This is a genomic window from Skermania piniformis (assembly GCF_019285775.1).
In the GTDB taxonomy this organism is placed as follows: Bacteria; Actinomycetota; Actinomycetes; order Mycobacteriales; family Mycobacteriaceae; genus Skermania; species Skermania pinensis.
In genome coordinates this window covers 2,917,523-2,937,184 of record NZ_CP079105.1, presented here as the reverse complement: position 1 = coordinate 2,937,184, position 19,662 = coordinate 2,917,523, and the positions used below count along the sequence as shown (strand labels likewise).

At 67.1% G+C, this 19,662-nt stretch carries 19 protein-coding genes; 11 read left to right on the top strand and 8 right to left on the bottom strand.

The genetic code is table 11. The annotated features are described in order from the left end of the window. Nucleotides 1–2 precede the first annotated feature (2 nt). From KV203_RS13625 to KV203_RS13610, 4 genes are read left to right on the top strand one after another with little or no spacing between them, the layout of a single operon-like run. Nucleotides 3–1,049, top strand: coding sequence for an acyl-CoA dehydrogenase family protein (locus tag KV203_RS13625; protein ID WP_066470423.1), 1,047 nt, complete (start codon nucleotides 3–5; stop codon nucleotides 1,047–1,049). A gap of 12 nt (nucleotides 1,050–1,061) precedes the next feature. Then, nucleotides 1,062–2,240 carry an acyl-CoA dehydrogenase family protein gene (locus KV203_RS13620; protein ID WP_066470424.1) on the top strand — a complete coding sequence of 393 codons (1,179 nt, stop codon included), beginning with the start codon at nucleotides 1,062–1,064 and terminating at the stop codon, nucleotides 2,238–2,240. Nucleotides 2,241–2,253: 13 nt separating this feature from the next. Further along, nucleotides 2,254–3,159, top strand: coding sequence for a TIGR03619 family F420-dependent LLM class oxidoreductase (locus KV203_RS13615; RefSeq protein WP_066470425.1), 906 nt, complete (start codon nucleotides 2,254–2,256; stop codon nucleotides 3,157–3,159). A gap of 36 nt (nucleotides 3,160–3,195) precedes the next feature. Next, complete coding sequence (locus tag KV203_RS13610) at nucleotides 3,196–4,185, top strand: aromatic ring-hydroxylating oxygenase subunit alpha (RefSeq protein WP_066470427.1); 990 nt, start codon at nucleotides 3,196–3,198, stop codon at nucleotides 4,183–4,185. Between the two features lie 22 nt (nucleotides 4,186–4,207). On the opposite strand, the gene KV203_RS13605 is transcribed toward KV203_RS13610, so the two are convergent. Continuing rightward, a complete protein-coding gene (locus KV203_RS13605) occupies nucleotides 4,208–5,428 on the bottom strand; it encodes a CaiB/BaiF CoA transferase family protein (protein ID WP_066470428.1) in 1,221 nt (406 codons plus the stop codon). 97 nt (nucleotides 5,429–5,525) lie between these two features. Between KV203_RS13605 and KV203_RS13600 the strand changes: the two genes are divergently transcribed. From KV203_RS13600 to KV203_RS13590, 3 genes are read left to right on the top strand one after another with little or no spacing between them, the layout of a single operon-like run. Continuing rightward, nucleotides 5,526–7,064, top strand: coding sequence for an aldehyde dehydrogenase family protein (locus tag KV203_RS13600; RefSeq protein ID WP_066470429.1), 1,539 nt, complete (start codon nucleotides 5,526–5,528; stop codon nucleotides 7,062–7,064). Nucleotides 7,065–7,114: 50 nt separating this feature from the next. Beyond that, on the top strand, nucleotides 7,115–8,371 hold the full coding sequence (locus KV203_RS13595) for a cytochrome P450 (protein ID WP_066470432.1): 1,257 nt from the start codon (nucleotides 7,115–7,117) through the stop codon (nucleotides 8,369–8,371). Next, nucleotides 8,368–9,531, top strand: a complete 1,164-nt coding sequence (locus KV203_RS13590; protein ID WP_066470433.1) for a phosphotransferase — start codon at nucleotides 8,368–8,370, stop codon at nucleotides 9,529–9,531. Before KV203_RS13595 ends, KV203_RS13590 begins: the two co-directional genes overlap by 4 nt. 21 nt (nucleotides 9,532–9,552) lie before the next feature. Here KV203_RS13590 and KV203_RS13585 read toward each other — a convergent pair whose 3' ends face one another. The 6 genes from KV203_RS13585 to KV203_RS13560 all read right to left on the bottom strand — a co-directional run bounded on the left by KV203_RS13585 (nucleotide 9,553) and on the right by KV203_RS13560 (nucleotide 14,678). After that, a complete protein-coding gene (locus KV203_RS13585; RefSeq protein ID WP_066470434.1) occupies nucleotides 9,553–9,978 on the bottom strand; it encodes a hypothetical protein in 426 nt (141 codons plus the stop codon). 26 nt (nucleotides 9,979–10,004) lie between these two features. Then, a complete protein-coding gene (locus KV203_RS13580; protein WP_066470436.1) occupies nucleotides 10,005–10,721 on the bottom strand; it encodes a hypothetical protein in 717 nt (238 codons plus the stop codon). Between the two features lie 171 nt (nucleotides 10,722–10,892). Then, the gene (locus KV203_RS13575; protein WP_066470438.1) at nucleotides 10,893–11,585 is read right to left on the bottom strand and encodes a hypothetical protein; all 693 of its coding nucleotides are present in this window, start codon (nucleotides 11,583–11,585) and stop codon (nucleotides 10,893–10,895) included. Continuing rightward, nucleotides 11,582–12,412, bottom strand: coding sequence for a CbbQ/NirQ/NorQ/GpvN family protein (locus KV203_RS13570; protein ID WP_066470440.1), 831 nt, complete (start codon nucleotides 12,410–12,412; stop codon nucleotides 11,582–11,584). The genes KV203_RS13575 and KV203_RS13570 overlap by 4 nt, the downstream gene beginning before the upstream one ends. Continuing rightward, a complete protein-coding gene (locus KV203_RS13565) occupies nucleotides 12,409–13,941 on the bottom strand; it encodes a nitric oxide reductase activation protein NorD (RefSeq protein ID WP_066470442.1) in 1,533 nt (510 codons plus the stop codon). The genes KV203_RS13570 and KV203_RS13565 overlap by 4 nt, the downstream gene beginning before the upstream one ends. 128 nt (nucleotides 13,942–14,069) lie before the next feature. Further along, entirely contained in the window at nucleotides 14,070–14,678 is a 609-nt protein-coding gene (locus KV203_RS13560; RefSeq protein WP_066470444.1) for a TetR/AcrR family transcriptional regulator, read from the bottom strand. 181 nt (nucleotides 14,679–14,859) lie between these two features. On the opposite strand from KV203_RS13560, the gene KV203_RS13555 reads away from it, so the two are divergent. After that, nucleotides 14,860–16,035 (top strand): thiolase family protein, encoded by a 1,176-nt coding sequence (locus tag KV203_RS13555; protein ID WP_066470447.1) that lies wholly within the window; start codon nucleotides 14,860–14,862, stop codon nucleotides 16,033–16,035. A gap of 49 nt (nucleotides 16,036–16,084) precedes the next feature. Beyond that, a complete protein-coding gene (locus KV203_RS13550; protein WP_066470450.1) occupies nucleotides 16,085–16,855 on the top strand; it encodes an SDR family NAD(P)-dependent oxidoreductase in 771 nt (256 codons plus the stop codon). Between the two features lie 21 nt (nucleotides 16,856–16,876). Here KV203_RS13550 and KV203_RS13545 read toward each other — a convergent pair whose 3' ends face one another. Beyond that, nucleotides 16,877–17,431, bottom strand: a complete 555-nt coding sequence (locus KV203_RS13545; protein ID WP_246600956.1) for a TetR/AcrR family transcriptional regulator — start codon at nucleotides 17,429–17,431, stop codon at nucleotides 16,877–16,879. A gap of 150 nt (nucleotides 17,432–17,581) precedes the next feature. Between KV203_RS13545 and KV203_RS13540 the strand changes: the two genes are divergently transcribed. Then, entirely contained in the window at nucleotides 17,582–18,577 is a 996-nt protein-coding gene (locus KV203_RS13540) for a Rieske 2Fe-2S domain-containing protein (protein ID WP_066470455.1), read from the top strand. Then, nucleotides 18,574–19,659 carry an NAD(P)H-dependent amine dehydrogenase family protein gene (locus KV203_RS13535; RefSeq protein ID WP_066470458.1) on the top strand — a complete coding sequence of 362 codons (1,086 nt, stop codon included), beginning with the start codon at nucleotides 18,574–18,576 and terminating at the stop codon, nucleotides 19,657–19,659. Before KV203_RS13540 ends, KV203_RS13535 begins: the two co-directional genes overlap by 4 nt. Nucleotides 19,660–19,662 lie beyond the last annotated feature (3 nt).

Sequence of the window (19,662 nt, the reverse complement as noted above, 5' to 3'; positions counted from 1 at the left end):
CCATGGACCGTTACGAACTGCGCCGGCAGGACTACAGCCTGTCCGCCGATCAGGCCGAACTGCAGGCCGGGTACGCCAAGTTCTGCCGCAGCCGTTGCCCACTCGAGTCGGTACGCGCGGCGGAGAGCACCGGTTTCGACAAGAACCTGTGGGAGCGACTGTGCGATACCGGTGCGGTCGACATGGCGTTGCCCGAATCGGCCGGCGGTGACGGCGCCGGGCTGGTCGAACTGTCTCTGGTCGCCGAAGAGTTGGGCCGGGTGCTGGCTCCGGTGCCGTGGATCGAGCACGTCGTCGCGGCGCGCCTGCTGGCGCGGCTCGGCAGCGCCTCGGTGGAGACCGACGTCGTACGCGGGCGGCGCATCGTGGCGGTCGATCCGAATCCGGCGCCCCGCCCGGGTCCGCGGCTGGTATCGGCTGGTGCGGCGGCCGACGAGATCATCGTGCCGACGGGGTCCGACGTGCTCCGACTGAGCTTCGACACCCGGCCGGCCCGGGTGGACAACATCGGCATGTTGCCGATGGCCTGGATCGATCCGGCACGCGCGGACGCGAGCACGGTGCTGGCAAGCGGGCCGGACGCGACGGCGGCGTATCGCCGGGCGCTGGACGAGTGGCGGGTTCTCAGTGCTGCTGCTCTGGTCGGACTGCTCGACGAAACCCTCCGCATCGCTGCAGAGTTCGCCACCACCCGGTACACGCTCGGCATCCCGATCGGATCGTTGCAGGCGATCTCGCACCCACTGGCGAACATCGCGATCGTGGTGAATGCCGCGCGCAACCTGACCCGCCGGGCGGCCTGGTTCCTCGAGTACGAGCCGGACTACCAACCGGAACTGCCCGCGGCGGCGTTCGTCTACCTCACCGGGGAAGCGCCGGCAGCGGCGACCATGGCGGTCCAGGTGCAGGGCGGGCTGGGGGTAGCCGCCGAGTCGGCGGCATCGGCCTACCTGGTTCGGGCTCGCGGCTGGTCGCTGGCCGGCGGCGATCCCGCTCTGCACGCCGTCGAGATCGTGACCGGGCGCGAAGCCGCGAACTGTCGGGCCTAGGAGGAGTTGACGATGAACTTCGAGCGGGTGGAACTGTCCGAGTCGGATGCCGAGTTCCGCGACGAGGTCGATGCGTTCCTGGCCGAGCACGTGACCGACGAGGTGCGTCGTCGGGATCGCGAGACCGGGGACAACTTCGACGAGGGCCTGCATCAGGCGATGGCCGCGGCGGGTTGGTTGGCCGCCGAGCTCGGCATGCCCGGCGGTCCGGAGCTGGATCGGTTGCGGCGACGGTTGTGGGATCTGTCCAAGCGGCGGGCCGAGGTGCCCTGGGTGACCTGGGGGACAACGGCGATCGTGGTGCCGTCGGTCCGCAACCACGGCTCGAGGGAACTGCAGGAGGAGGTACTGCCCGGAGTCCTCGATGGTTCGGTCCGGCTGTGTTTGGGCTATACCGAGCCCGACGGTGGCTCCGACGTCGCGACCTGCCGGACCCGGGCGGTCCGCGCCGGTGACGAGTGGGTGATCAACGGCGCCAAGATGTTCACCACCGGTGCGCACAACTGCCGGTATGTCTTCCTGATCACCAATACCGATCCGGAGGCGCCGAAACACAAGAGCCTGACCATGTTCCTGGTACCGCTGGATACGCCGGGAGTCGAGATCCAGGGATTGCGCACGGTGGACGGCGACCGGACGAACATCGTGTACTACAGCGACGTTCGAGTTCCCGACCGCTATCGGCTGGGCGAGGTGAACCAGGGCTGGAGTGTGCTACTGGGCCCGCTGAACGAGGAACACGGTGTCGTCGGTGCCGCAGCCGACGGTCTGCAGGACGTGTCGATCCTGACCCACCAGGGGCTGACCATGGCCACGGTGGTCGACCGGGTGAGCGGTCTCGCCGCCGGGCGGATAGCCGAGGATCGTTCGGCGGCCTATCGGCTCGGCCGCAGTGTCGCCAAGGTGGAGGCGGCGTTGAGCGCCCCGCACATGTTCGGCCGGGTAGCGCTGGCCCAGACGATGCGAGACATCGCCCCCGACCTGATGGATGTGCTCGGCCCGACTGCCGCACTGCCGTCCGGCCCGGACGGTCCCGCCGATGCCGGCTATCTGTATCGATGGGCGCCACTGTGCGGCATCTACGGCGGCACGCTGGAGGTGTTCCGGAACATGATCGCCCAGCACGTGCTCGGCCTCGGCCGACCCGCGTACGGGCGCTCGAAGCCGAAGGTCGGGGCGGCGGCCGGCTGACCGGGGCCCGGTCGTGCGATACGTTCTCGAGTATCCGAGCGAGCAGTCGGCTGCGTCGGACGATTTCCTGCGTCCCGAGGTGATCCGGGAGGTATCGTGCCGCGCCGAGGAGATCGGCTGCGCGGCAATCGCATTGAGCGAGCATCCGGCGCCTTCGGTGAAATGGCGGCGGGCCGGCGGACACGAGACATTGGACCCGATCGCCGTGCTCGGCTTCGTTGCCGGGGTGACCACCCGGCTGCGCTTGCTGACCAACCTCTACGTGCTGCCGTTCCGCAACCCGTATCTGTCGGCGAAGGCGCTGGGCACCATCGACATCGTGTCCGGTGGTCGGCTGATCGCCGGGGTCGGCGCCGGTTACCTACGATCCGAATTCGCCGCGCTCGGGGTCGATCACGAGCGCCGGGCCGCGCTGTTCGACGAGGCGTTGGCAGCGTTGCAGGCGATCTGGATCGAACCGGCGGCACCGGTGTCCGGCGTGGGTTTCGCCGCTCCGGGTCGAGTGTGGCTCCGCCGACCGGTGCAGCAGCCGCATCCACCGATCTGGATCGGTGGTAACGGCGCGGCGGCGATCCGCCGGGTGACCGAGTACGGCGCCGGCTGGATGCCGATCATCGCCGACACCCGGCTGGCGGCGACGATGCGTACCGCGGCACTGGAGTCGGCCGAGCAGTTCGGCGCTGCGGTCGATCGGTTGCGTACCCGGCTCGAAGCGGCCGGACGGGATCCGAGCGCGGTCGAGATCCAGGTGGTCTGTCCGCACTTCGCCTTTGCCGACACCGGCAGCGTACGCACTGCCCGAGCTATCCTGGCGGACTTGGCAAACCGGGGCGCGACCACGGCTTTGATCCATGCCGATGCGGCGAATCCGGCTGCGACGGCGGCGTTCCTCGATCGGTTCGGCGAAGCATTTCTGTAGGCGGGCCGGATCGGTCCACGACATCGGGAGGATCCGATGAAGGTTCCCTTCACCTGGAAGGTCACCGGTTGGTTCATGATCGGTTGGTCGGCCGAGTTCCCGCCCGGCGAGGTCCGTCCGCTGCACTACTTCGGCGAGGACCTCGTGGCCTACCGCGGCGCGGACGGCGCCGTGCATGTGCTCACCGGGCATTGTCGGCATCTGGGCGCGCATATCGGCCACGGTGGCAAGGTCGTCGGTGATTGCGTCGAATGCCCGTTCCACGGTTGGCGCTGGGGGCCGGATGGCCGAAACAAGCACATTCCCGGTGAGAATCGGGTGAACAAGGTGCTCACGCTGCGCTCCTATCCGGTGCAGGAGCAGAACGGCTGCGTGTTCCTGTGGCACCAGCCCGACGGTAGACCGCCGAGCTGGTCGATGCCCGACATCCTCGGCCTGTTCCCGGACCTGCAAACCGATCCGACCGCGTTCTATCGGCCGTACCCGGAGTTCTCCCGGAAGGCCGAGCGGGAACCGGTACATCCGCAGGTGGTCCTGGAGAACGGTCCGGACAGCGCACATTTCCGGTACGTGCATCGAGCCACCGTGACGCCACGGATGCTCGATTGGCATGTTGCCGAACACACCTGGAACTTCTTGACCGGCTGGCCGGACGTGCGCAGCGACGACCCGGACGCGATGGCGCTGCGGATTCACGCGCAGATGTTCGGCTTGGGGGGTTCGATCAGTGCGTTCGAGGGCTCGGCCCGGCATCGGCTGATCTTCGCCTGCACCCCGGTCGACGACGAGAGCTCGGACCTGTTCTATTCCATCTGGTGGCCCAAACTGCCCGGCGACGACTCCGACGTGCCCCCGCCGGAGGTTCGGCAGCGGGTCGAGAAGCAGTACCTGATCACCGTTTGGGACGACCTGAGCATTTGGCGCTACCAGCGCTACGTCGAACATCCGGCGCTGTCCGCGCAGGACGCCAAGCCCTACCTGTCGTTGCGGAAGTGGGCCACCCAGTTCTACGACATACCAGCCTGAGCCGTCACCGGAGTTGCCGCGGTCAGAGGACGGCGCCGGCGTCCTTGGCTGCGATGATCTGATCCCAATCCATCCCGAGCTCGAGCAGGATCTCTTCGGTGTGCTCGCCGTACTCCGGGGCTCGGGTCGGTGGCGGCGGGGTCTCGTCGAACTGCACCGGCGCGCTCACCGTGCGGTACTGCTGACCGGCGTCGTCGGTAACGGTCAGGAAGTAGCCGTTGGCCTGGGCCTGCGGATCGTCGAGCACTTCGCGGGGGGTCGCGATGGTGGCCCAGACGCCGGGCTCGTTCGCCAGCGCCTGCTGCCAGTGCGACAGATCGTGCTCGGCGAAGGTGTGCCGCAGTTCCGCGGTCGCCGCCTCCTGGTTGACGACGAGGTTGGCCAGCGGCGTGAATCGCTCGTCCACGCCGAGGTCCGGCCGGCCGATCCGCTCGCAGAAGCCGCGCCAGAAGCGGTCCGCCTGGAGCAGCACCAGCTGGACCCAGCGTCCGTCCCGGGTGCGGTATCGGTTCACCGCCGGGTTCGGCGCGGTGCCGGCGGGCCCGACCGGAATCCGGTCGATGCCGAAGTAGTCGGCAGCCGCGATATCCGGCGCCACCGCCCACATTCCCTGGGCCAGCAGCGAACTGTCCACGATCGGGGCATGTCCGGTGCGTTCGCGGTGGAACAGTGCCGCGGCGATCCCGCCGGCCAGGGTGATGCCGCCCTGGAGGTCGCCGAACGCCGGGGTCTGGGTCACCGGGAACTCCTGATCAGCGACCGTGAGCGCGTGTGCAACCCCGGCTCGGGCCAGATAACTCGCGGCGTCGAAACCACCCCGGTCCTTCTCCGGGCCGCGGCTACCCTGGCCACTGCCGCGCGCAATGATCACGTCCGGGTTGAACTCCCGGATCTGTGGCACGGTCAGGCCGGCGCGCGCCAACGGTCCCGGCAGCCAATTGGTCAGGAACACATCGGCCCGGCCGAGCAGCTCGCCCAGGATCGTGCGACCCATCGCCGACTTGATGTCCACCCCGATGCTGCGTTTGCCGTGGTTGCCGATCTCCATCAGCACGCTCGCGTGGACCCGGGAATCGGCCGGATCGAGCCCGCCGACGATCAGGTTGCGGCACGGGTCGCCGCCCCGGACATCCTCGACCTTGATCACGTCGGCGCCCCAGTCGGACAGTGCCGCACCGGCACTGGGGACATACGTCCATGAGGCCAGCTCCACCACCGTGACCCCGTCGAGCAGACCCGACATCGTCGCTCCTTACTTCGGCAGGCATTGCAAAGTACTATACGGTAAGAGTTACAGTTGGAAGCCCTACAGCGGCTGTCGTGCCTGTCGAGGAGAACCGGTGAGCGATGTCCTCGGAGCCGGAGATGCGCCCGTCTGCGCGGTTGTCGAGCGGGCGGCGAGGCGGCGTGAGCACCGGATGTTGATCGGTGGCCGACTGCGCGACGCGGCCCACGGTGCCGAGTTCGCCAATGTCGCGCCGGCGACCGGACAGTTGCTCGGCAGCACGGCGGATGCGGCGGCCGGCGATATGGAGCAGGCGATCGCGGCGGCGCGGCACGCCTTCGACCACACCGACTGGGCGGTGAACCGACCGTTGCGGCGGCGTTGTCTGGATCAACTGCAGCTGGCGTTGGAGCGTGAACAAGCCGACCTGGGCGAGGAATTGGTCGCCGAAGCGGGCTGCCCGATACTTACCCTGGGGAATGCGCAGCTGGCCTGGCCACTGGCGGAGGCGTTGCGGTATCCGGCTCGGCTGATCGAGGAGTTCGAGTGGGAGCGGCTGCTCACCGGAGCCGGCCTCTTCGGTCCGCGCAATGTTCGCACGGTGGTGCAATCGCCGGTCGGCGTCGTCGCTGCGATCTGCCCGAGCAACTTCCCGGTCGAGGTGATGCTGAACAAGTTGGGTCCGGCACTCGCGGCCGGGAATACGGTGGTGCTCAAGCCGGACCCGCACACCCCGTGGAACGCTACCCGGCTGGGCCGGTTGGTAGCCGAGCACACCGACTTTCCGGCCGGCGTGGTCAATGTGGTGCCCACCTCCTCGAATGCGGTGGCCAACCTGCTGGCCACCGATCCGCGGGTGGACCTGATCTCGTTCACCGGATCGACGGCGGTCGGCCGAGCTCTGATGCGCACGGCAGCGGACACGATGAAACGCACCTTTCTGGAGCTCGGCGGCAAGTCGGCGCTCATCGTTCTCGATGACGCCCGGCCCGCCGCCGTAATCCAGAGCGCGGTGGGGGTTTGCGTGCATGCCGGCCAGGCCTGCGCGGCGACGAGTCGGATGCTGGTGCCGCGAAAAATCTTCGACGAGGTCGTCGATCAGGTCGGCGCCGCGTACGCCGCCGTTCCGGTAGGGGATCCGGCGCACTCGGACACCCTGGTCGGGCCGCTGGTCAGCGCCGCGCAACGACGGCGGGTGCTCGATGCCTGCGCGCAGGGAGTCCGCGACGGTGCACGATTGATCACGGGGGGCGGGACGGTGTCCGGACTCGCCCCACACCTGCGAGACGGATTCTTCGTCCAGCCGACCGTATTCGCCTGCGCAGACAGCTCGCTGCCGATAACGCAGGAGGAGATCTTCGGTCCGGTCGTGGTGGTATTGCCGCACGACGGCGACGACGACGCGGTGCGGTTGGCCAACGACAGCAGGTACGGCCTGGCTGGGGCGGTCCTGGCCGGCGACCCGGACCGGGCGATGGCGGTCGCCCGACGGGTGCGGACGGGGGCGATCGGGGTCAACGGCGGAATGTACTACGGCGCCGACGCTCCGTTCGGCGGGGTGAAACAGAGCGGTCATGGTCGGCAGGGCGGACTCGAAGGCTTCCAACAGTATTTGGAAACCACGACGATCGGTTACCGCACACCGCGGGAATGAACGACTGCGGTGACGAACAACTGCGGTGACGAACGACGGAGGAGACGTCGATGACGACTCGAACTGCGCACCACGCGGCCCGGGCGCTCGCCGATCCGGCGACCTACACCGACGAGTCGGCGCTGCATGCCGGGCTCGCCCGGCTCCGCGCCGAGGCGCCGGTGTCCTGGGTCGACGTGCCCGACTACCGGCCGTTCTGGGTGATATCACGGCACCAGGACGTGATGGCGATCGAACGGGCCAACATGACGTTTACCAATTGGCCACGGCCGGTGCTGTTCACCGAGGCGGCCGACCAGCTCAGCGAGGCGGGCATCATCCGGACGCTGATCCACATGGATGACCCGCAGCATCGCGTCGTGCGAGCGATCGCCGCCGACTGGTTCGGGCCCAAGGAGATGCGGGCGATGCGGGCACGGATCGACGAGCTCGCGCACCGATTCGTCGATACGATGGCCGCCGCCGGCCCGGAGTGTGACTTCGTTCGCGAGGTAGCGGTCAATTACCCGCTCTACGTAATTCTTTCGCTTCTCGGGTTGCCGGAGTCGGACTTCCCGCGGATGCTGACGCTGACTCAGGAGTTGTTCGGTGGCGACGACGCCGAGCTGCAACGGGGCGAGGCGTTGGAAGATCAGACCGCGGCCCTGCTCGATATGTTCGAGTACTTCAACGCCCTCACCCGAGCCCGGCGAGAACACCCCACCGGCGACCTGGCTTCGGCCATCGCCAATGCCCGAATCGACGGTGAACCGCTCTCGGATGTGGAAACGGCGTCCTACTACGCGATCATCGCCACTGCCGGCCACGACACCACCAGCGCGACGATCGCCGGAGGTCTCCACGCTCTGCTCCAGCATCCGGACCAGCGCGAGCGGCTCCGCGACGATCCCGGTCTGCTGCCGTCGGCGACCGAGGAGATGATTCGCTGGGTTACCCCGGTCAAGGCCTTCATGCGCACCGCCATAGTGGATACCACCGTTCGTGGGGTGCCGGTGGCGGCCGGCGAATCGTTGCTGTTGTCCTACCCGTCGGCGAACCGGGACGAAGAGATCTTCGTCGACCCGTTCCGGTTCGATGTCGGGCGCAGTCCGAACAAGCACCTGGCCTTCGGCTTCGGCGTTCACTTCTGCCTCGGCGCGGCGTTGGCCCGACTGGAGGTGAGCAGCTTCTTTCGCGAGTTGTTGCCTCGCCTGGACGCCATCGAGGCGACCGGTTCGGCGGAATACATCGCGACGACCTTCGTCGGCGGGCTCAAACATCTGCCGGTCCGGTACTCGATGCGACCGCGTCCCGGATATCCCGGGTGAGCCCGCCGGCATCGTCCACAGTCCGTGCCCTCGGCTTCGCCGCAGTCGAATCGGCGCGCGTCGTGGCCGATCGGGCGGTCGGCGGCCGCGCGTCGATCCCGTTGCGGATCGATCGACTGACCCCGACCCGGCTGGCCGACGTGCTCGGGTTGTCGCCGAAGGCGATCCGGTCGCTGCGGATCCTCGATGCCGACTCCGGTACCGCCGCGCGTGCGCGGATCGCCGTGGACTCCGATGCAGACCTGCCGAAGTCGTTGTTCGTGAAGTTGCCGCCGCACGACTTCGGACAACAGGTGTTGCTGAATCTCTTCCGCCTGGGTGCCCGAGAGGTCCTCGTCTACCGTGCGCTCGGCGCCGCCGCGCCGGTGCGGGTGCCGCGATGCTACGCGGCGCGACATGATCCGGTCCGCAAGCGTTCGCTGCTGATCCTCGAAGATCTCTCCGGCCGAGCCGAGTTCCGGACCTGTGTGGACACGGTGACCCGAGCCGAAGCCGAGGCTGTCGTCGACGCGCTTGCCGACCTGCACGCGCGGTTCTGGGCCACCGATCGATTCGTCGGCGACCTGCGCCCCCTGGCCGCCCGCTCGGCGGCCGAGATCGCGGTAGGCGACCTGATCCGGCGGTATCTGTTGGGTCGGCTCACCGGGCCCATCGCCGACCTGGTCCCACCGGAGACGAAGCGGGCGTGCCGGATGTTCTTCGAACGCAGCGCCGATATCGACCGGTTCTGGGCGGCGCAGCCGCAGACCCTGACCCACGGTGACCCCCATCTGGGCAATCTGTTCGTCGAGGCCGGCGTGCCGGGATTTCTGGACTGGCAGGTCGCGTCCGCCGGTGTGGGTATCCGCGATGTCGCCTACTTCGCGACCGCGTCGGTGGAACCCGGCCTGCTCCGCCGGATCGAGCGGGACCTGGTCCGGCGCTACGCCGCACGGCTGGAGCGGGCGGGCATCGCGGTCGCCGGTGACCGATTGTGGACCTTGTACGTCGCCGCGCTCACCGAGCCGCTGTTGGCCTTTGTGTGCACGGCGGCGGCCGGGGATCGGATGCAGCCGTTCGCGGTCTCCCAGGTAGGTGTCGAGCGCGCCGTCGCGGCGGTTACCGCGTACGACAGTTTCGCTGTCCTGGCCGAGCTGATCGGGCCGGATTCTGCCCGCTGAACGAGCAGAATCCGCCCTTCGTCACCGTCCGCCCGACTGGCGGGCCTCGCGTTCCTCCTTGTTCCGGACGAGTTGCCGGAAGCCGATGCGCGGATACTCCGGCTCGGGCTGGACCCCCCACTCGTCCTGGGCGGTGGTTCGGCCGGCGCCCTCGGGCCGGCCGCCGAACGGCGGGCCGTGTAATGGGTAGGGGTACTCGCATTCGGCGGTCTCGTCCGACCAGCGCACCTTCATCAGCTCGTCGCAGATCTCGGTGAGCGACAGTGTGGGAAAGCCGTACCAGATCGCCAGCGCGGGAACGGTGAACGATCCTTCGACGACGAGGACGACCAGACAGACCAGGATGCCGCGTTTGAGCCAGCTGTGCATCCGGGCGAAGTGGCTGGTGGTGCCGAGCGGCAGTTCCTCACCGCTGTCGGCGGTGGGGCGGGGCGGGGATGTGCTCATGATGGTGTGCTCCTGGAGCGTGCTGCTCAGTCCGCGAAGATCTCGCGATTGACCGTGTGCAGGTAGGGGATCGCCAAGAACGGCGTGATGTAGAAGATGTCGTACAGCCACCAGCCGAAGACCGGGAGCACTGTGGCGTCGAACCGGATGTCGGCGTACATCGTCATGTTGGCGATGTAGCCGACCCAGATGACCACGCCGAACCAGCAGGTGACGGTGAGCCATTGGTGGCCCCATCGTTTCATCTGCAGGAATCCGATCGCGGCGGCGATCCGCATCGGGAAGACCACGAAGATGCAGGCGATCTCCCAACCCTTCTCGCCGGGTGCGGACGAGCCGCCGATCCACAGTTCGTTGTAGTGCCAGAAGTATCCGTTGTCGACCATGTTTCCCCACGTGGTGAAGAACACCCGGTTCAACAACGAATGGCTGGCGAGCAGGTCCAGGACCCAGCCGATGCTGTTCAGGAACGCGTCGAGGATGACCAGATAGCCGATCAGCGTGACCATGATGGGGCGCACTGAAAGACCCTGCCGCTGCGCCCGACGCTGCAGATACAGACCACGCAGGAACATCGGCAAGCCGACGAACCCGATCACCAGCGTGCCCATCAGAGCGGTACCACTGATCAGCCATCGGTCGGCGGTACGCTGCGCGTCGCGGCTGGCCTGGTCGTGTTGGTCGGCGCCGGATCGGACCGCCGATCCGGCGGTGTCCGAGGTGGACCGAAACGGGAAGTTCATCGTCGCTCACCTACCAGTCTCGGTGCATCAGCATGTTGACCTGGATCAGGAACATCGTCAGCAGGAATCCGTACATGGCTATCTGGAAGACGATGAGGGCGCGTTTGCGCCGGCGGTCCTGTTCGTTCATGGCTCTCCTCGGGGGACCTGGGCAACTGGGCGAAGCGATGATCAGTCCGCGAAGATTTCGCGGTTGACCGTGTGTAGGTAGGGGATCGCCAAGAACGGCGTGATGTAGAAGATGTCGTACAGCCACCAGCCGAAGACCGGCAGGAGCGTGCCGGTAAACCGGATGTCGGCGTACATCGTCATGTTGGCGATGTAGCCGACCCAGATGACCACGCCGAACCAGCAGGTGACGGTGAGCCATTGGTGGCCCCATCGTTTCATCTGCAGGAACCCGATGGCGGCGGCGATCCGCATCGGGAAGACCACGAAGATGCAGGCGATCTCCCAACCCTTCTCGCCGGGTGCGGACGAGCCGCCGATCCAGAGCTCGTTGTAGTGCCAGAAGTACCCGTTGTCGGCGTAGTTTCCCCAGGTGGTGAAGAAGACCCGGTTCAACAACGAATGGCTGGCGAGCAGATCCAGCGCCCAGCCGACCGTGTTCAGAAACGCGTCCAGAATGACCAGATAACCGATCAGGGTGACCATCAGCGGCCGGACCGAATAGCCGGACTGTTGTGCCTTGCGTTGTAGGCAGACGCCGCGCAGGAAGAGCGGCAGTCCGATCAGACCGAGCACGTAGGTGCCCATAAACCCGGTCCCGGCGATCATCCAGCGGTCCGCGCGGCCCTGCGCGGAACGGCTGTCTGCTTCGTGCTGGTCGTAGCTGGTCGGGCCCGAGGCCGGAGTGCGGGTCATGGTCGGACCGCCTTGCTCCGTGGGCTCGGGGAATCCGAGGTGGGTTCAAAGTGGGCAGCCGCGATCTCGCGCAGCCCATCGTGTATCGCGCCGTCGCCGCTCAGCGGCGCCAGTACGCAGGCGTGCACCGCGACCAGTTCGGTGGCACCGGCGGCGATCAACCGCGCGGCGGCGACCAGTACCCGGGTGGACGGCGGCTCGAAATGGAAGACGTCGTCGGCGTCGCGGATGGTTCTGGCACAGGCCACCAGTCGCTGGGCAACTGCGATGTCGACGCCGGACTCGGCCACCACCACGGCGGCTTCCCGATCGGCGGGCAGGTAGTCCATCGGGACGGTCACGAAGCGTTGCCGGAACGACGGTTTGAGCTCCTTCAGGGAGCTTCGGTATGCCGGGTTGTAGGAGCAAGCCAGCATGAATGTCGTTGGTGCGTGCACGGTCTCGCCGGCTCGATCGAGGAACAGGGTACGCCGGTGATCGGTGAGCGAGTGCAACACCGCCAGCGAATCGTGCCGAGCTTCGACGACCTCGTCGAGGTAGCAGATGGCTCCGGATTTCACCGCGCTGGTGAGCGGGCCGTCGGTCCACACCACGTCCCCGCCGGTGACCATGAACCGGCCGACGAGATCGGCGCTGGTCAGGTCGTCGTGGCAGCTGATCGTGACCACGTCGCGGCCGAGCCGCCGACCCATGTGCTCGACGAATCGGGTCTTGCCGCAGCCGGTCGGTCCGGTGAGGATAATCGGCATGCGTTGGGCGTAGGCCCATTCGAAGAGCTCGACCTCGGCGCCGGCGGCGAGGTAGGCGTCATTCGTTACCGAGGTCATCGGGCCACCAGCTCTCGATGGATCAGTGCCAGCACTTCGGCTAGCTGGTCGACTCGGCGGAGTCGGCGGGATCGACGGTCGCCGAAGATCTCCGGCAGTGGATCGACCCGGACGGGCCCGATCCCGATGTAGTACAGGCAGACGCCGGCCTCTTCAGCCTCCTCGAGCGCGTGCGCTACGTCCGCCCACGCGTAGCGGCCCTCGTAGCCCTCGTCGGAGACCAGGCCGTCGCCGATCACGATCAGCAACCGCCGTTCGGCCGGCTGATCGAGCAGCCGTCGGGTCAGGTGCCGGATCGGCGCGCCGAGCCGGGTGTAGCCGCCGGCGCGCAGGCCCTGGTGACCAGGATCGACGAATCGGCGGTCGGCGAAATCCTTGAGGCACGCGACGTCGACCCGGTGTCGGGTATTGCCGGAGAAGACGAAGATGCCATGGTGCTCGCCGGTCAGCGTCATGGCACGAGACAGCGCGCCGGCGCAGGCCAGCTCGATCTGGAAGGCCCGGCCTTGGTGTGCGCCGAGCGATGAACTTCCGTCCAGGAGGACCGCGGTGGCGACGTCCCGGGCGACCGGAAGGAGCTCGCGGAATATCCGTGGTGGCCCGGCTTCGCCGGTCATGGTGTCGAGGTAGTGCGCGACATAGCGGTCCACGTCGACGTCCGAGCCGTCCTCAAGCCCGCTGCGCATCGCGCGGTGGGTGTTTCGGGCGAACCAGGTGCCGATCTCAGGTGGCACTGTACCGAGCGGACCACTCTGCGTGGTGAGCCGTCGTTCGAGTACCGCGACATGGTTGGGGAGGAACGCCTTGGTCCACATGTTCCACTCGGGGTAAGGAATCCCGGCGCGCCGGTCGGCGCGGATCTCGGGCTCGTCGTTCTCCGGCCGGCTCGGCAGCGGAAGGTTGGCGTTGCGCACCCCGCCATCACCGCCGACCGGTACCGACATCGCTCGTTTGGCGTCCGAGCGAGCCGATGTCCAGGGCATTCGGCTGTAGGTGCGGTGGATCGCCGCAGCGAGCGGGCGCCGGGCCGGTGCCCGCAGAGGGAGTGCGCCGAGCACCGGATGCCCGGTTAGTGGAGTTTTGGACCGAGCGAGATCGATTGCTCGGGATATGATCTCAGCTCCGGTAAGATCCTGGTCGGCGATCTCCAGGTGGGGGACGAGGCGGGTGATCTCCGGCAGCAGGCCAGGCAGTCGGTCGGCGATCCAGCCGGCTGCGACGCCGCCCTCGACCAGCGAGAGTGCGGCGAGTTGCCTCGGCGCCAGCTCATGCAGGTCGTGTTCGCCGATCAGGTCCTTTGATGGCGCACATTGCAAGGCGATGCCGCAGGTCACCGTTGATCGGCGCCAGTCCGTACCCAGTACCGGGTACGGCACGTCGACGACCCGACGAGCCCGGCTCAGGCCGAACTCTCGGCGTGGACCGGTGATCAGTCGGGCGCCGGTGCGTCGTTGCCCGGAGAACGCGACCGCTGTTACCCCGTAACTGCGTTCGACCGACATGGCGTCGTTGCTGTCGCCGCTGGTCATCAGAATGTGCCGATATTGGATATGATCCAGTACCAGAACGCGACTACCGCAAGAATTACTCCCCAGGCGAACGCGAGACGGACGATCTCCTGCCACATGGTGCTCTCCTTCGTATTTCCGATTTGTCGTCATCGTGGTTGCAGGCTGCGTAGCGTGCTGTCCAGGTAGTCCCGGATCACCGTGTCGCGCAGTACCGCGGCGCCGGTGGTGATCGCCAGCAGGCCGTAGAGGCCGAACAGGAAGAACACCGCGCTGTGATATGGGTCGATCATCGTCTCCGCCTCGCCGGATCGGTTCGCGTCCCGGATCATCCCGGCGACCAGGCCGATCACCGGATGCGCACGCCACTCGTCGGTCAGCGGTCGGGTCGGCGAGAAGTGCACCGAAAGAAGGTCTTTGAACAGATGCCGGCCGAGTCGGGTTTCCATGGCGGCGATCGATCGGATCGTCTCGGCGAGCGAGTCGCGTAGGTCGTGCGGTTCGGCGAGAAACCGAGTCAGTTCCTCGGCGATCAGCTTCTCCTCGCGGGCCTCGATCTCGAGCAGCACGTGCTCCTTGGTCGGGAAGTGGAAGTAGAAGGTGCCTCGCGCCACGCCGGCGGCAGCGATGATCGCGCCCAGGTCGGCGTCGGCCATGCCGCGAGCGCGGTACTCCTCGGTGGCCGCGTCGAGGACTCGCCGGTGGGTCTCTCTGCGCCGCGCCTCGCGACCCTTCGGTGCCGCACCGAGATCGCTCATCACAAGCCCTTCGAGTCCTATTTCTGCTGGTAGCAGCCAGTAGAACTGATACTGACAGATGCCAGTGACAGTCGTCAACGAATTCTGGGTAGATTTACCGTATGCATTACTATTGCAGAAACGATACTGTTGTTCTCGGCGGCGGGATCGCGCCGCGAGGTCGACCGTAGGAGTGGCAGAGATGGCCGAAACCGTCATCGTCGGCGCGGTGCGGACCGCGATCGGCCGATCGTTCAAGGGCGCGCTTTCCGACGTGCCGGCCGAGGCGTTCGCGGTGACGGTGTTGCCCGAGGTGGTACGCCGCGCGGGCTTGGCGCCGGACGCGGTGGACGACGTAATCCTGGCCGAGGCGCATTACGGCGGGGGCGACATCGCCCGGTATGCCGCCGCTGCGACCGACATGACCTCGGCGCCGGGGCAGTCGGTGAATCGGCACTGCGCGGGCAGTTTGACCGCGATCGCGAACGGCGCCGCGCATATCGGGGTCGGGATGGAACGGGTGATCGTGGCCGGCGGCGTCCAGGCGCTATCCACGAATCCGGTGAGCCACTGGCGGATTCCGGGTTCGGGTGGCCAAGTGCAGCAGGGGTGGCTGCCGCCGACCCATCTGGAGACGCCGGATGCGCCGATGCTGGATATGGCGGTCACGGTCGGCTGGAATACCGCCCGGCTGGCCGGAATCGAGCGCGCCGAGATGGACGCCTGGGCGGCGCGCTCACATCACCGGGCTGTCGCGGCAATCGATGCCGGCAAGTTCGTCGACGAGATCGTGCCGCTGCGGGTGGAGCGCCCGGACGGTACGGCGTTCGACTTCGTCGTCGACGAGCACCCGCGGCGGGACACCAGCGTCGAGCGGCTGGCGCAACTGCCGGTATTGCATCCGGAGATCGACGGCTTTTCGATCACGGCCGGCAACAGCAGCGGAATCAACGATGCCGGCGCCGCGGTCGCGCTCGCCGCTCGGGACTACGCCGAGTCCGCCGAGCTCGACGTCTTGGCCACCGTGCGCGCGTGGGCGCATGTCGGGGTGGACCCAGTCGAGACGGGGATGGCCGCCGGTACGGCAATCGGCAAGGTGTTGGACCGGGCCGGGCTTGCGGCCGCCGACGTGGCGTTGTGGGAGATCAACGAGGCGTTCGCGGCGGTGCCGATCGCGGCCAGTCGGGCGCATGGCCTGGATGAGGAGTTGGTGAACTTCTCCGGCAGTGGCTGCAGCCTGGGCCATCCGATCGCGGCAACCGGCGCTCGGATGGTGACCACGCTGATCTATGAGCTGCGGCGGCGGGGTGGCGGAATCGGCGTGGCCGCGATGTGCGCCGGCGGTGGTCAGGGCGGGGCCTTGGTCATCGAGGTGTGACGGCTGAGGAATCTGAAACATATTTCATCCAAACGGAATCAAGGAAACGATGGCGTTCGAAGGTGATGTGGTGCTGGTGACCGGCGGCGCCGGGGGCCTGGGTGCGGCGACGGTCCGTCGGCTGCACGGTGCTGGCGCGGCGGTGGTGATCGCGGACGTGGCCGACGAGAAGGCCGGCGCGCTGGCCGACGAACTCGGCAACAAGGCGGTCTACGTGCGTACCGATGTCCTCGACGAGTCGAGCGTCGCGGCCGCAGTCGCCGCAGCCGACGAATTGGGCACGCTGCGTTACGCGGTGGTATCGCACGGCGGCTTCGGGGTGTTGGAGAAGGTGGTGAACCGGGACGGTTCGCCGCACACTCAGAAAGGTTTCACCGACACCATCGCGCTCTACCTCAGCGGCACGTTCAATGTGTTGCGGTTGGTGGCTGCCCGGATCGCGCAGCTGGAGCCGGACGGTAACGGCGAGCGCGGCGCGGTGGTGATGACCTCCAGTATCGCCGGGTACGAAGGGCAGATCGGCCAGGCGGCCTACTCGGCGGCAAAAGGCGGCGTGATCGGGTTGACTCTGACCGCCGCCCGCGATCTGAGTTCGGTCGGGATTCGGGTGAACAGCATCGCGCCTGGCACGATGCACACTCCGATCATGGACTTCTTGGGTGAGGAGCGGTTGGCCAAGTTCGCTTCGACGGTGCCGTTCCCGAAGCGGCTCGGCACGCCGGACGAGTACGCGATGTTGGTCCAGCATCTACTGGAAAACCCGTATATCAACGGCGAGGTGATTCGGATCGACGGCGGGCAGCGCTTCCAGCCCCGGTAGATTCGCGGAACCCCAGGCTGGTCAGCTCGCCAGGTAGGCGACGATCCCACCGATCAGGGCGTCGAGCGCGTCGTCGAGATTGCCGTAGGTGCCCAGAGTGCGCTCGGAGGTTATGCCGCGCATCGCCGCCGGAACCAGCGCGGCAACCTTGCGCACCTTGTCCGGATCGAGATCCAGGTCGGCGAACAACCGCTCGCAGGCGCGGTCCCAGTTCGGCTTCCAGGAGGCGAGTTCGGCTGCGGTCTGGGGGTAGTCTCGTTCTAGTTCGGCGTGCTCACGGGGGAGTGCGGAGCGCAGCGTCTCGATCGCCAATGATTCGGGCCGGCGTAGGCCCACCGCCATCGTTTGGATCAGTGCGGTCACCCGCTCGGCGAGGGTGCCGTCCGGCGTGATCCCGGCCGGCAGGTCGCCGCGCTTGTCGGCGGTGTACCGCAGCACCGCCGCCCACAACCCGTCGATGTCGCCGAACTGGTACTTGACCACGCCCCAGGTCGCGCCGATGTCGCGCGCGATGCGATTGCCGGAGACCGCCGCCGGATCGCCGGTGGACAGCGATGCGATGGCGGCTTCAAGCATGCTCTCCCGCGAAGCACGGCCACGCTTGTTTGCCCGTCGTCCGTCGCCTTCCCCAATGGTCACGACTCGATTCTACGGCGCTGACCTCGGCCGACTCAGGTTTCAAACAACCCTCTTGTATTCGTCCGAGCCGCCTTCTACCCTGGGGCCATGGCCAAACCGCCGCTGTCCATGGAGCCGACCGGCTGGTTCCAGGTGGCGTGGGGGGTCGAGATCCAGATCGGCGCGGTACACCGAATGACATATTTCGGTCGGGAGATGGTCGCCTGGCGATCGGCCGCCGGCCGGGTCAGCGTGTTCGACGCCTACTGCGAACATCTGGGCGCCCACCTCGGTTACGGCGGACGGGTGGTGGGGGAGAACCTGGTCTGCCCATTCCATGGCTGGGAGTGGAACGCGCAGGGGCGCAACGTCTGCATCCCGTACGAGGACCATCCCAACCGGGGCCGACGGATTCGCAGCTATCCGGTGGTCGAGCGGAACGAGGCGGTGTGGATCTGGTTCGATCTGGCAGATCGGCCGCCCTATTTCGAGGTGCCGGACATGTTCACCGCCTTCGGGGACAGTCGGACCGCCGCCGACTACTACCCGCCCGTGCCGGTCGCGACGCTGTATCGAGCTGGGCTGGAGCTGCATCCGCAGTACGTAATGGAGAACGGGGTCGATTTCGCGCACTTCAAGTTCGTGCACAACACCCCGTTCGTTCCCGAATTCACCCGGCACGACTTCTCCGGTCCGGTGTCGTATGTCGATTTCACCATCGCCTTCGATGCCGGCGTGGCCGAGGACGACGTGAGCAGCGGCGTCGAGTCGATCAACGCTGGCCTGGGCTGCTCGATCACTCGGAGCTGGGGAATGGTGGACAACCGGACGATGCCTGCGGTCACCCCGGTCGACGACCGCACCTGTGACGTTCGGTTCACCGTTTGGATCGGGCGCAAACCCGGTGACGATCGCCCGGAGATCTCCCGATACGGCAAGACGATGGCCGACTTCGTCATCGAGCAGTTCGAGGCGGATGTCCACATCTGGTCGCATCAGCGCTACTCGGACCCACCCGCGTTGTCCCGCAAGGAATACCAGGGATTTCGGGCGCTGCGCGAATGGGCAACCCAGTTCTATCCGGCGAAAGGCACGACATCATGAGCACGTCCGACAAGATCCGGGTCTTCCAAGTCGCCACCGGCAACCTCGGCACCGAGATGATCGGGCGGATCCGCGATCATCCGGATCTGGAGCTGGCCGGGCTGCACTGCTACACCCCGGACAAGGTGGGTCGGGACGCCGGCGACATCGTCGGGATCGGCCCGGTCGGGGTGACCGCGACCGGCACGGTCCAGGAGATCATCGACGCCCGGCCCGACGTGCTCACCTTCCACGGGGTGTTTCCGGACGAGCAGCTCTACGAGCAGGTGCTCGAAGCCGGGATCAACGTGGTGACCACCGCGGATTGGATCACCGGCTACCACCGCGACACCAACCACCCGCATCCGTCCGGCCGCAAGGTCAGCGAGGTGATCGCCGCGGCATGCGAGCGGGGGCAGGCGAGCTTCTACGGCACCGGAATGAACCCGGGGCTCTGCCAGATTCTCGGGATCGTGCATTCCGCCGATGTGGCCGACATCGAGAACGTCACGGTGACCGAGTCGGTCGATGTCTCCTGCCACCATTCGGTCGACACCTGGCGCGCCGTCGGATACGGCCTGCCCGTCGACGATCCAAGCATTCCGGACTCGCTCTACAAGTTCACCGCGGTCTTCGCCGACTCGGTGTACCTGATGGCTGACGCGTTCGGTCTGGAACTCGACGACGTGCGCTTCGACTACGAGTTGGGCGCCTGCACCGAGGATGTCGACCTGGGCTGGTATCGGTTGCCGAAGGGATCGTTGGGCGGCAGCTACATCAAGTACCAGGGCATGATCGACGGCGTGCCCAGAGTGGAATCGCATCTGGAGTGGCAGATGACGCCACACACCGACCCGGCGTGGAAGATCCAGGGCTGCTACATCACCCAGATCACCGGTGACCCGAATATCTACAGCAAGCACATGATCTTCCCGCGCAAGGGATTCGACCTGTCCGATCCGGCCAACTTCGCGTCGATCGGGATGACCGTCACCGGACTTCCGGCCCTGAACTCGATTCGCGCGGTGGTCGCGGCGCCGCCGGGCATCGTGACCAGTGCGGACCTGCCGTTGCGGGCGTTCGCCGGCCGGTTCAAGCGTTGACCG